This window comes from Oceanobacillus caeni, assembly GCF_019037185.1.
In the GTDB taxonomy this organism is placed as follows: Bacteria; Bacillota; Bacilli; order Bacillales; family Amphibacillaceae; genus Oceanobacillus; species Oceanobacillus caeni.
On record NZ_JAHHXM010000001.1, the window covers coordinates 1 to 12680 of the forward strand.

A 12680-nucleotide genomic window follows, 5' to 3' on the forward strand; every position below is an offset into this window, starting at 1 on the left:
TACAAAATAAGACTTGGAATTTTTAGAACGACTCACTTTAATACGCATAAAATTACCCCCAAAGCAGCTAATGTTACCTTAATTATAGTATATTACGAAATGTTACGCAATAAAATTATGAAAAATTTGACAAAAAAATAAAGCCGTACCAAGGCTTTTGCGCGTTTTTTTTATTTTAGGGTGTCAAACTCCCGTATAAAATATCACTATAAAGAACAAATATGTAGTTAACTTCACATCTTCCATGTTTTTCAAATCCTATATATAATGAAAAGTAGTACTAATGAGGAGTATGAACTTATGCGCATTTTTTCTATGTTATTAATCACTGCAGGAATTGTCTTTCTCGGTATTGGTTGTTATCAATGGTATACTACAGAAACTGCACAGAAAAATAGTTTGGCAGAAGCGAAGGATTTAATTAACGACTCCACCGAAGAAATTCAATCGGAAGACGAAGTTAAAATCGATGGTTCTCATTTTTCACCATCAATGGGGGAAACAGCTGGAATCCTACATATCCCAAAACTGGAATCCAATCTTCCTATAGTCGAAGGAACAGATGAGGATGATTTGGAAAAAGGTGTTGGTCATTATAAAGGGTCGGCTTATCCGACACAAGGAGAACAAATTGTATTATCAGGTCATCGCGATACGGTATTTAAACGAATGGGAGAGTTAGAGCTTGGGGATATATTGACTGTAAAACTTCCTTATGGTGAATTTTCCTATGAAATTGTAGATACTAAAATAGTGGGTGCAGATGACCGAACGATTATTAAACCACAAGGGAAAGAAATTTTAACCGTTACTACATGTTATCCTTTTAACTTTATAGGAAGCGCTCCTGATCGTTATATTATCACTGCGTTACCAGTTGGAAATGGGGACAAGTAAGTTGTTCCTTTTTTTACTGGTTATTTTTTCATTTATAATTAATGCTTTCCCACATAATCTAAAGGAAAGTCAAAATTTCGTAGACGAGTTTCGACAATTCGGTTATAATTTATACAGGATTTTGTGGACGTGGCCTTCCCAGGGACAGGCTTTAATCAGCTGATTTATTGAAATTTCTTAGTTCACAAAAATAAACAATCAGAGGAGAATTCGAGTGGATTCTAGAAAAAATAATCGTAAAAATAATAAGAAAAGAAAATGGCTCTATTGGGTAGGAGGAATCATCCTTGCCTTCATACTCGCAGTTGTTGGTTTTGGATTTTATGTGTGGAATCAACTTGGAAATACAGTAGAAACGATGCACAATCCTTTAGAAGGAAATGATGACCGTTACAAAGAAACAGAAGGTCGATTTAAACAAAAAGAAAGTATAAATGCACTACTACTTGGTGTGGACGAACGTGCTGGTGACAGAGGGCGTTCAGATACGATGATTCTATTATCATTAAATCCGAATACGAACTCAATGGAAATGTTAAGTATACCAAGAGACACTTATGTGAACATTCCCGGTCGTGGTATGGATAAAATAAATCATGCTTATGCATTCGGTGGACCTGAGTTATCCGTACAAACGGTGGAAGAAACATTTGATATACCGATTCATGTGTATGGTCGTATCAATATGGAAGGTTTCATAGAAGGTATAGATGCAATAGGCGGTGTAACTGTTAATAATACATTTGCTTTTAATCAAGGTGGGTATAGTTTCCCAGAAGGAGAAATTCACTTAGATGGAAAAAAAGCACTTGAATATACCAGAATGAGAAAAAACGATCCACGTGGAGACTTTGGACGTAATGATCGCCAAAGACAAGTTATTGCAGCTGCAATTGATGAAGCAGCAGACTTTTCGAGCATTACTAAATTTGGGGATATTTTAGGAATAGTTGGGTCCAATGTTCAAACCGATTTGGATATGAAAAAAATTCAAAACCTATTCTCAAATTATTTAGGTACAAGAAAAAATATTGAAACCCTACAAATCAAAGGTAATGGCCAAAAAATGAACGGAGTATATTACTACGTTGTACCTGAATCAGAGTTTAATCGGATAAATACTGAAATAACTAACCACATGGAAGCAAAATAAGTCATCTTTAAAGTCACCTGTTGCGAGACAGCGTGGCTTTTCATTTAGAAGAAAACGGTTTAGTGTTATAATGTTAAAAGAAATTTATGGGGGGTCACATAATGAGAAAAAGAATATTTATGTTATTTATTCTTATCTTGCTTGTTGCTTGTTCCGATGATCGCGTCACTCCGAATGAACGTTTCGATTCGTTCGTTAGTGACTGGAATGAACAAAAGTATGAAAAGTTGTATGATATGTTTACTTCGGAAGCAAAATCTACTTTCTCAGCAGAAGAATCTGTGCTACGTAACGAAAAGTTATATAACGATCTTAACGTAACCGATTTAAAGGTTACCTTTAGTCCAATCAAAGATGATGATTTAGATGCTGCAATGGACAAAGGAGTTGCTAAAATCCCCTTCCGTGTTGAAATGAATACGATTGGAGGGCCAATCCAATTTAATTATAAAGCTACATTAAAGCTTGAAGGTGAAGGTGAAAATCGAAATTGGTTTGTGGACTGGGATCCTGGTTTTATTTTTCCAGATTTGAAAAATGGTGGAGAAATTAAATATACGACAACTGAACCAAAACGGGGAGAAATTTTAGACAGAAATCAAATGCCTCTAGCTCTGAATGATGATATTTATGAAGTCAGTGTTATTCCTGATAAATTAGGAGAATCGGCTGACCAAGCGAAAAAAGACATTGCAAAACTTCTAGGTGTATCGGTTGAAAGTATTGATGGGAAATTAAATCAAAGCTGGGTACAGCCAGAATGGGCAGTACCGATTGCGAAAATCACAAAAGATAATGAAAAAGTAAAAAATCAATTATTACAAATTAGTGGCGTTCAAATTAATACTGTAAATGGACGAGTTTATCCAGGTGGTGAATCCACTGCTCATCTAACCGGTTATTTAAGAACAGTTCGTGCCGAAGATTTTGAGGAATTTGATGAAAGTAAATATGCTGCCGACGACATGATTGGCGCTAGGGGTTTAGAAAGACTATATGAAGAACAATTAAAAGGCGAGCCTGGTGCTACTATTTATATTGAAAAAGAAAACAATGAAAAAGTTGTTTTAGCTGAAAAAGAAGTTGAAAATGGCAAAAATCTTACTCTCACTCTAGATATTAACTTACAAGAAGAATTATATGATTCATACGGAGAAGATGCGGGTACAGCTGCGGCTATTGATCCTAAAACGGGTGAAACACTGGCACTTGTGAGTAGCCCTAGTTTCGATCCGAATAAGGTGATGTATGGCACAACTGAAGGCTATATGGAAGCTTTAGATAAAGATGAACAATTACCTTTAATCAATCGAATTGTTTCTACGTTTGCTCCAGGTTCTGCATTCAAGCCTATTACGGCAGCAATTGGATTAGAAAACGGAGTCATTAAGCCTAACGAAGGATTTGAAATCAATGGCTTACAGTGGGGCAAGGAATCTTGGGGAGATTATAAAGTTACTCGTGTTTCCACTTCCAATGGTCCAGTTGATTTAAAAGATGCATTAGTTCGCTCTGATAATATTTATTTTGCCATGCAGGCATTAGAAATGGGTAAAGATAAATTCACAAAAGGCCTTCATAACTTTGGGATTGGCGAAGATTTTCCATTAACTTATCCAGTAACTGCTTCGACTATTTCAAAAAGTGGGGAAATCGATAATGAAGTAATGCTCGCTGACTCAAGTTACGGTCAAGGGCAAATTCAAATGACAGCTATTCACCTTGCTACAGCTTATACAACTTTCTTGAATGATGGAAATATGCTAAAACCTACATTTTTCTCTGATGAAGAGACAGGGCAGTTCTGGAAGAAAGGTCTCATTACGAAGGAACAAGCAAGTACTATCCAAGATGCACTTAGAGCTGTTGTAACAGATGGAACCGCTAAAGAAGCAAACAACGATAAAGTTACGATTTCAGGTAAAACTGGAACAGCAGAGTTAAAACATACACAAGAGGAAAAAGGTGCAGAAAATCAATGGTTTGTCGCATACCCTACAGACTCTCAAGATATCTTAATTGCCATGATGGTGGAAAATAGCCATGAATCTAAAACGGAAAGTCCTGTAAAAAAAGTAAGTAATCTTCTTATAAACATGAAACGTTAAAAGCTACTCTCTTGAGTAGCTTTTTTAAATATTATTAAAGATACTTTATAAGTTCGTTAAATGCTTGTTCATTTCTTTCGTCTAAGGCTTTGTCAATTAACCTTCTTACATTCATTTTCTCTAGTTCTTCAATAATGATTACGCTTTCAAAACCATCTTCCTGAATATCGCCTTCGTTATTTTCCTCATCATCTTTTATATAATAAGAACTTGCTATAGAATGAAGTTGCTGTAAGAAATCTGGGAGAGTAATTAATTTTGCGAGAGTTAAGTATACTACCTCTTTCCCATTTTGAAATGCGAATTTAGCATCCACATTTTCCACCTTCTGAGTTCGTCGGTTAATACGGAACTCATTTGCTTCGATAGGGATAAATTGATAATCTTTTTCATTAATTACTACTGAAAAATATTGATATGCTAAAACGATACGTACATACTCTTTATCCGTTTTAATATAATAAGGCTTAAGCATTTTTACACTAACCATCCAACTCACCAACCTCCCAAATTTTTCGATAGACCCTATCTAAATTTTCTGTTAACTCATTTTACATCAGATTTTCAAATATATCAAGTGAAATTTTTTAGAAAATTTTGTCGATTGGTTTACTTATGAAAAAAAGACAGTACTCTATTGAGTGCTGCCTCCCTTTTCTTATTGGATCACTTGTTGATTTATACATTCAACTATCGCATTCTTATCTTCTTCCGTAAAAATAAACTGGCTTTCATATTTCTCACGATATTCTCCAGCTTTCTTTAATTCTTTAACACCTTGTTTCATAAAAGATTTATAATGATTATGAACTTTAGTTATTTGTTCTTCATATTTTTCATCAGTTCCGGGCTTTACTGCTTCTTCATAAAGGTCAATGATTTCTTCCCCCTCTCGTGTAGGGAAAAATTCATGTGGATCGGTACTGTCAAACATACAAAATTCAAGTTCCGGAACTAAAACCATATCCATACTTCCTGGATCGAAACTACAATGATATACCTCTATATCGAATCCATATTCTTTACATGATTTTACAACTTTACGCATAAAAGTAGACTTACCTGTTCCCGCCCGACCTTTAATATAATAAACCTTTTTCATTCGTTCGGTAATATGTGGTACTTCATTCACGACGCCATCGGCAGTGTTCGTTCCAAATAATCGGTGATATGTTGTTGATTTACGGTTTTGTTTCTCCTGATTCTTCATAATCCGTTGAATAAATTCTTGTGCAAGTTCATTCGCACGGTCAAAATCCATCTCATTAATATAAATTGCTTCTAAATCATCATGTATGGATAATCCTGTTCTAAAATTTTTGTATGCCTTTTCTGTATGATGAATGATTTTTTCCTTTAATTCTGTATTAATGGCTGGTTTATCTTTTGTAAATAAGCTACAATCAATTTCGACTGCATTAGGTATTTTATTGTTTTTTGCCACTCGGTCACAAATAACAGCAAGTGATTTTTCTCTAATGATAACACCATCTAAATACTTAGAACTAAGTGCACTTAATAACACTTCGATTTCGTAGTTAGACTGATAAGAATCTATAACTTGTTGAATTAAACTTGTTTTCAAAGAATCAGATGGATGCTTAAGAATAATGGTTTGTTTTATGTTTTGAAGATTCGAAGAGATGTAATTGACTAAACCTTTTGCAGTATTTCCAGTCACGTAATATTTCTTCAAAAAGACACATCCTTTATTTATGTTTATAATAAAATATGATATTTATGGGCTATATGTGAATTTAGCCCATTAGAAAACTTGGCATTCGCTAGGCTTTAGCGAATGCCTTAGTTGCACTTATGCAAATCTTTACGGTGGGGCGAGTAATCGGAGCCCCAGACGGAAAAGATTTTTATGCTTTCCTACCTGCTAAAAAAGAAAAACCCCGGTATCCTTAACCAAGGTTTCTAAGAAAAACATAATAAAGAAGACTTCCGTCAGTGGGGGTTTCCTTCATCTCCCACTGATGGTTAGTCTTACTTATCGGACCTTTACAAACAGTTGATACCTACCTTCTTTGTTTCTTCAGAAGCTTGAGGTAAGAGTCTTACTGCTCATTTAGGTTGGATAAAACTTTTATTCTGTTTCTATATTTAATGATGGAGATACTTACTTTATTTCGGGAAGTACACGTACTTCTAGCTCCATATTGGAATGACATAGTGGACATTCTGGCTCGGTTTGAAAGCTAAATGACTCTCGCATCCATCCTTGACATTCCTCACTAGTGCATGACCATACATTTGTTTCCACCTCTGGAACCGGTTCTTTCGGTCCACGTGAAAAAGCCATGAAAGCATCCCCTTTCTTGTTCCTACTTTCATTATACACTTTATTATCTGACAAATAAAGGGCACTAAAAATGTGATATAAAGCACGTGTTTAAGCGAATTCCTTAACTATCTCCTGAAATACTTGTAATGTCTTTGGTTGAAAAACTTGATCATATTTAATGATAGAAAAATTCCGCTTTATTGGTGTTCCTGAGGTAGAAAGTTTAACAATCCGATGTAACTCTAATTCCTTTTGAAATGTAAGTTGAGAAAGTAAACTAATACCTAAACCAGATTCTACTCCTTCCTTAATCGTTTGTGTACTTCCTAGTGTTATTACCCGTTTGGGATTTATTTTATTAAATTTCAAAAACTCCTCAAGCATTCTACGAGTACCAGAACCCTCTTCACGAATGATCCACGTTTGATTTTCAAGTTCTTTATGTGTGATCTTTTGTTCAGAAATAAATTCTTCGCTACTTCCAATAAGGTACATCACGTCTGTAGCAAAAGATTCAATATGAATCTGTTTATGAAAAAAATCCCCCTCGATTAAACCAATATCAATGTCACGTTGTAGTAGTTTTGACCCAATATCTTCTGTATTCCCTATTGTTATATAAGGGATAATAGAAGGATACTGTTCTTGAAGTTTTGCTAATAATTTGGGTAAAAGATATTCCCCTATCGTATAACTAGCACCTATTTGTAATTCCCCGCCTGGCTCGCTTTTCATATCAGAGATAAGTGATTTCATATGCTCATATTCTTTCACAATGGATTTCGCATAAAGATAAACCATTTCCCCGGCTTTATTTAATTCTACTGATTTATTCGTTCTTTCAATTAACTTTACTCCTATCTCCTTTTCAAATGCGGCTATATACTGACTGATAGCAGGTTGGGTCATGTGAAGTGCTTCCGCAGCTCGAGTGAAATTCTTTCGTTCCGCTACTTCTATGAATACGATGAGATGTTGGTCCATTTTACTCCTCCTATGGATACAATAAAGAAGACTTATTATCACCATCATTATAATTTATTTTCCTTATAATAAAATATAATTTACAATAAAAGCAAGCGGAGTTGAAAGGATAGATAAAAATGATGAATGAAGCTTCAGGTAAGAAGAAATTTATCTTAGGAATTGGATTTACATTTTTATTTGCTTTCATCGGTTATTTACTTGCTCTTCTACCTATATTTAATCGTGTTGGTCCCCTTGCTGTTTCCATCATTCTTGCCATTGTTTATAGGCAAATTTGGGGATACCCAGAGTTTTTTCGTCCGGGAATACAATTTTCATCTAAATATTTATTACGTTTTGCGATTATTTTATATGGTCTTAAACTAAATATGGATGTAATTTTTCATGATGGTCTTGGATTAGTATTAAAGGGAGCACTCACAATAATCTTTGCTATTCTTGTCACTGTATTATTGGCGAAATTATTAAAAGCTGACTCAAAAATCTCTCTTCTTTTAGGTATCGGTACGGGGGTTTGCGGTGCAGCGGCCATCGCAGCTGTAGCTCCAATCCTTAAACCAAAAGATGAAGATACCGCAATTAGTGTGGGAATCATTGCATTAGTAGGAACTGTTTTTTCCATTGTTTATGCCTTGCTTTTGCCATTTCTGCCTATTTCAGATGTTCAATACGGAATTTGGTCAGGACTTAGCTTGCACGAACTTGCTAATGTCGCTTTAGCGGTAGAACCAGCCGGGGAAGATGCCTTAGCTATCGCTTTATTGGCAAAACTAGGTCGTGTATTTTTACTCGTTCCATTATGCTTTGTCATCATTTTTTGGAAAAGACGGCAAAATCGTTCCGTAAACGAACCGACAAAAGTGCCATTTCCATGGTTCTTACTAGGATTTATTGCTATGAGTTTATTAGGTAGTTATGTATTAGGAGTATATATCCCAGTAACGCAATCGGTAATGAGTTTTATAAGTATCGCTACTACGTTTATTTTGACTTCAGCGATGGTAGGGCTAGGATTAAATGTAAGTTTAAAAGATTTGAAAGCAAAAGCATTAAAACCTTTTTATGCTATGTTAATAACCTCGGTTCTTGTTTCCATTTTGATGTATTGGGTTGCAGGAATTTAATATTGAGAAAAAGACTTGCACTTACGCAAGCCTTTTTCATGGTTTAGAAAGTTATAAAATTTGTTGCATGTCGAAAATTATTCAGAATAGGCCACGTCCGGCTCCAGCGCCTTTGTTCTTATTACAATACAAACTTTTCGATTGCTTTAGCAACTCCATCATGATCATTCGTATCGGTAATATGATTTGCTACCTTTTTAATTGCTTCTTGAGCATTCCCCATTGCTACACCAATTTTAGCTTCTTGAATCATTTTAATGTCATTTAAACTGTCCCCACATGCCATTACTTCGTCCATCGTAATTCCAATTCTTTCACATAAAAAACGAAGAGCATTTGCTTTACTTACCCCTTTTGGATTTACTTCTATATTAGTTGGTAGTGAGTTCGTGAGTTCTAAGTTATTGTAATAGGATAATTCCTTCACCATTTTATCTAGCTTCTCTTTATCGTCCGATTGACAGCCAAATTTTAACCATTCATGATCATGTAAATTATCAGGAGCTTCCCCATAGAACACGTCATCAGTAGATATAAGCCACATGTGGACCCCGATTTCCTTCCCAATGTTCCACATTCTATCTACCATCTCTGTTTCCAATGTATGTTGATCGAGTAACTCTTTATCTACCGTATAAATTTGTCCACCATTTGCAGTTATAAGATAAGACTGTAATTTTAATTCTTCCGCATATCGATAGGCTGTTTTTAATGCACGTCCTGTACTTAAAACAACATGTACATCTTTTGCTAATGCTTCAGAAATTGCCTTTTTCGTTCTATCGGAAACCTCTTGATTGGATGTCAATAATGTCCCGTCCATATCTAATGCAATTAATTTTATATTACTATCCATAACAACATTCCTCCCGATGCTCTTGCGAATTTGTTTCTGTTTTCCATTTTATCAAAGGTTGTGCTAAAAAGATAAGAAAACCATTTATCACCAAAAACATTAACGATGGTTGGGTAGTTCATCTTCTATGAGTTGTTTACTACTTTTATCCATGTTAGATATGATACATACGACGATCCTTTATATCCTTTATAATCGTGTTGGCCTAACATAAGCATTTCCTGGGAAATATGAATCTTTTTACTGTTGAATTTTGTCTATTAATATCGATTAATATTTTTAATGTCATATTGTTGATGAAATACCATTAAACAAAAGCGCAAGCGCCCGTTTAGCGACGTACGGACTGGACTGAGCCGCAGGAGATAAAGGAAACACGACGAACGGAGTGAGTCGATGTTGACTTATCGTACGGAGGTGAAGGAAGTCTCGCTAGTCGCTGGGCGCTGGAGCTGGACGCGGCCTTCCCTATGAAAAGATTTAATAAGCTAAATTTTTATACTTTCTTCTCTGCTAAAAAACTAGGTAATGCCCCAAAAGCTTTCGCGAATGCCTTAGATGCACGTATTTTGGTAGAACTTCTATACTTTCCCAATAACAAAAAGAGTAATTTGATATAGGTTCCTAACCTTTATCAAACTACCTTTTATTCATGCTTTAATCGATTACTTCTTGAAGCTCATTTGTTTCCTCAAGGTTGATTATCGTTTCTAAATCTAGAATAATTAACAGACCGTCTTCTAAATTTGCTACACCACTGACAAATGTATCTTTTACACCACCTACATAGGAAGGTGCGGGTTTAATTAATTCTTGGTTAATATCTTTTACTTCTGTTGCCGCATCAACGATTAGGCCGATTTGCATGTCTTTTATTTGTACGACTAAGATTCTACTACTGTCTGTATAATCCTTTTGCTCCATTAGTAGTCTTTCCCGCAGGTCAACTACTGGGGTAGTCTCTCCCCTTATATGCGTAACACCTTTAATAAACTCGGATGTCCTTGGTACTTCGGTTATTTCTTGAATCCGCTCAATGGAAATAATTTGTTGAACATCCACTCCGAATGATTGATTTTGAAGTTTAAATATAATATATTTTGTCATCTCATCCATTTAATCACCTCATTTTTCATCATTTAATCAAAGCATTTGGATCAATAATTAATGCTACTTCGCCATCACCTAAAATGGTTGCGCCTGAAATGGCAAATACATCTTTTAAGTAGGAGCCGAGTGATTTTAATACGACTTCTTTTTGACCTATAAAAGAATCGACAATTAGCCCAGTTAATTTCTCACCTTTCTTCACGACAACTACAGCATGGTATTTTTCATTCTTTTCCTCTCGTATTGGAACCTCGAAAACTTCAGATAAAGAAACAAGTGGAACCACTTGTCCTCGAAAGTCCATCACTTTTCTGCCGTGTGCACTTAAAATTTGTTCATCTTGTAATAAGACTGTTTCAATAATAGAAGATAGAGGGATTGCATATGTTTCATGTTTCACCTTTACAAGTAAAGTAGCAATAATAGAAAGGGTTAACGGTAATTGAATAGAGAAAATACTTCCTTTCCCTTTTTCCGTTTTAATACTTATTTCCCCACCTAATGCTTCCATCTTGCTTTTTACAACATCTAAACCGACACCACGACCAGAAATATCCGATATTTGGTCGGCCGTACTAAATCCTGATGAAAGGATAAAGTTTGCAATTTCATCATCGGATAATAATTCAGCCTCTTCTGCTAATATTAATCCTTTTTCAATTGCTTTCATTTGTACTTTTTCACGATTAATTCCCGCGCCATCGTCTTCTATTTCGATAAAGACATGGTTCCCACTATGATACGCTCTTAATATTAAATGGCCTTCTTCTGATTTTCCCGCTTGCGCTCTTACTTCCGGTAGTTCAATTCCATGATCTATCGAATTACGGATTAAATGAACTAACGGATCACCAATTTCATCAATAACAGTTCGGTCTAATTCCGTTTCTGATCCGATTATTTCCAAATTTATTTTCTTATTCAGTTCTTTAGCAAGCCCACGAATCATTCTTGGGAATCGATTAAATACTTGTTCAATCGGAACCATACGCATGGACAAAATTAAATTTTGCATTTCTGAAGTCACTCGCCCCAGGTGTTCAACTGTATCTGTCAACTCTTGATTATCAAATACCTCTGAAATAACTTCTAAACGTCCACGATCAATAATTACTTCTTCAAAAATATTTAATAAATCATCAATTCGTTCAAGATTCACACGGATAGTTTTAGATGTATGGTGAGTAACTTCTGACTTTTCATCAGCTACTTTTTTACCTTTTTTTTCTACCTTTTCTTCTGTTTGTTTTTGCTGTTGAGAAGAGTTATTATCCACTACAAAACGAACAATCTCAACATTTTTAACCTCAGAAACTTTTGAAACCTGTTCCTGTATATTTTCGGGAGGTTCACTAGATACATAGACGAAGGAAAATGAATCGTCAAAGTTTCCTTCTTCTATATCTTCAATGGCAGGGTTTGTCTTAATGATGTCACCGTTCTTTTCCATAACATCGAAAACCATATAAGCACGTGCACCTTTTAAAATGCATTCGTCTTCTAAAGAGACTGTTAGTTGATAAGCATTGATTCCTAGTTCCTTTGCTTGTTGAACAATCTCTAATTGAAACTGATCTAATTGTAATTCGGTGGGCGTCCCCGCTTCTAATGTAGCAGCAACCTCTTGGACACCCTCATTTTTTATAGACTTTCCTTTTTCAATCATATCCAAACGAGCCACTAGATCTGTAACGTCCTTTTTTCCATCATTTCCAGCGGCAATGGAATCCACCATATTTTCCAAATATTCAATGGCAACGAAAATAACATCGATAACTTCTGTTGTAACATTTAATTTATAGTTTCTTATTCCGTCTAATACGTTTTCCATCTTATGCGTTAAAGAAGCAATATCTTCAAACCCCATAGTCGCTGCCATTCCTTTTAATGTATGAGCGGAGCGGAAAATTTCATTTACTAAATCTATGTTGTCTGGCTGCTTTTCTAATTCTAAAATATGATCATTAACTGTTTGCAAATGTTCACGACTTTCGTCCAAAAACATATCTAAATACTGATCTGTCTCCATTCCGTTTCCTTCTTTCTGCTATATGTATATCGTTTTTTCACCTAACATTGTTAACGTTCTTTATTCTAATATCGACATGATTTACGTACAAATCAAGAAGAATATAATTTTCTAGTTCTATCTTAC

Annotated in this window: 11 protein-coding genes; 4 read left to right on the forward strand and 7 right to left on the reverse strand. The window is 35.1% G+C overall.

The genetic code is table 11. From position 1 onward, the window contains the following. Positions 1 to 300 precede the first annotated feature (300 nt). The 3 genes from KM885_RS00005 (at position 301) to KM885_RS00015 (ending at position 4158) form a co-directional block, all read left to right on the forward strand. Positions 301 to 897 carry a class D sortase gene (locus KM885_RS00005; RefSeq protein WP_216883364.1) on the forward strand — a complete coding sequence of 199 codons (597 nt, stop codon included), beginning with the start codon at positions 301 to 303 and terminating at the stop codon, positions 895 to 897. 214 nt (positions 898 to 1111) lie between these two features. After that, positions 1112 to 2050: an LCP family glycopolymer transferase gene (locus KM885_RS00010; RefSeq protein WP_216883365.1), complete on the forward strand. Its 939-nt coding sequence runs from the start codon at positions 1112 to 1114 to the stop codon at positions 2048 to 2050. A gap of 101 nt (positions 2051 to 2151) precedes the next feature. Then, complete coding sequence (locus KM885_RS00015; protein WP_216883366.1) at positions 2152 to 4158, forward strand: penicillin-binding transpeptidase domain-containing protein; 2007 nt, start codon at positions 2152 to 2154, stop codon at positions 4156 to 4158. 34 nt (positions 4159 to 4192) lie between these two features. On the opposite strand, the gene KM885_RS00020 is transcribed toward KM885_RS00015, so the two are convergent. The 4 genes from KM885_RS00020 to KM885_RS00035 form a co-directional block, all read right to left on the reverse strand. Then, positions 4193 to 4648 (reverse strand): IDEAL domain-containing protein, encoded by a 456-nt coding sequence (locus tag KM885_RS00020; protein ID WP_047184771.1) that lies wholly within the window; start codon positions 4646 to 4648, stop codon positions 4193 to 4195. Between the two features lie 168 nt (positions 4649 to 4816). Next, positions 4817 to 5854, reverse strand: a complete 1038-nt coding sequence (locus tag KM885_RS00025; RefSeq protein WP_047184772.1) for a hypothetical protein — start codon at positions 5852 to 5854, stop codon at positions 4817 to 4819. A 429-nt stretch (positions 5855 to 6283) separates the two neighbouring features. Continuing rightward, positions 6284 to 6466: a cold-shock protein gene (locus KM885_RS00030; RefSeq protein ID WP_047184773.1), complete on the reverse strand. Its 183-nt coding sequence runs from the start codon at positions 6464 to 6466 to the stop codon at positions 6284 to 6286. A 90-nt stretch (positions 6467 to 6556) separates the two neighbouring features. Beyond that, on the reverse strand, positions 6557 to 7432 hold the full coding sequence (locus KM885_RS00035; protein ID WP_047184774.1) for a LysR family transcriptional regulator: 876 nt from the start codon (positions 7430 to 7432) through the stop codon (positions 6557 to 6559). Positions 7433 to 7551: 119 nt separating this feature from the next. On the opposite strand from KM885_RS00035, the gene KM885_RS00040 reads away from it, so the two are divergent. Beyond that, a complete protein-coding gene (locus KM885_RS00040) occupies positions 7552 to 8559 on the forward strand; it encodes a YeiH family protein (RefSeq protein WP_216883367.1) in 1008 nt (335 codons plus the stop codon). A 121-nt stretch (positions 8560 to 8680) separates the two neighbouring features. Here KM885_RS00040 and KM885_RS00045 read toward each other — a convergent pair whose 3' ends face one another. From KM885_RS00045 to KM885_RS00055, 3 genes are all read right to left on the reverse strand, one after another. After that, the gene (locus KM885_RS00045) at positions 8681 to 9415 is read right to left on the reverse strand and encodes a Cof-type HAD-IIB family hydrolase (protein ID WP_047184776.1); all 735 of its coding nucleotides are present in this window, start codon (positions 9413 to 9415) and stop codon (positions 8681 to 8683) included. Positions 9416 to 10072: 657 nt separating this feature from the next. Continuing rightward, complete coding sequence (locus KM885_RS00050) at positions 10073 to 10531, reverse strand: chemotaxis protein CheW (protein WP_047184777.1); 459 nt, start codon at positions 10529 to 10531, stop codon at positions 10073 to 10075. Between the two features lie 19 nt (positions 10532 to 10550). Then, positions 10551 to 12554: a chemotaxis protein CheA gene (locus tag KM885_RS00055; RefSeq protein WP_216883368.1), complete on the reverse strand. Its 2004-nt coding sequence runs from the start codon at positions 12552 to 12554 to the stop codon at positions 10551 to 10553. Positions 12555 to 12680: the final 126 nt, after the last annotated feature.

Coding starts and splice junctions, on each gene's coding strand:
- KM885_RS00050 (WP_047184777.1), bottom strand. CDS start 10,531: ATGGATGAGATGACAAAATATATTATATTTAAACTTCAAAATCAATCA.
- KM885_RS00005 (WP_216883364.1), top strand. CDS start 301: ATGCGCATTTTTTCTATGTTATTAATCACTGCAGGAATTGTCTTTCTC.
- KM885_RS00045 (WP_047184776.1), bottom strand. CDS start 9,415: ATGGATAGTAATATAAAATTAATTGCATTAGATATGGACGGGACATTA.
- KM885_RS00030 (WP_047184773.1), bottom strand. CDS start 6,466: ATGGCTTTTTCACGTGGACCGAAAGAACCGGTTCCAGAGGTGGAAACA.
- KM885_RS00035 (WP_047184774.1), bottom strand. CDS start 7,432: ATGGACCAACATCTCATCGTATTCATAGAAGTAGCGGAACGAAAGAAT.
- KM885_RS00015 (WP_216883366.1), top strand. CDS start 2,152: ATGAGAAAAAGAATATTTATGTTATTTATTCTTATCTTGCTTGTTGCT.
- KM885_RS00055 (WP_216883368.1), bottom strand. CDS start 12,554: ATGGAGACAGATCAGTATTTAGATATGTTTTTGGACGAAAGTCGTGAA.
- KM885_RS00040 (WP_216883367.1), top strand. CDS start 7,552: ATGATGAATGAAGCTTCAGGTAAGAAGAAATTTATCTTAGGAATTGGA.
- KM885_RS00020 (WP_047184771.1), bottom strand. CDS start 4,648: ATGGTTAGTGTAAAAATGCTTAAGCCTTATTATATTAAAACGGATAAA.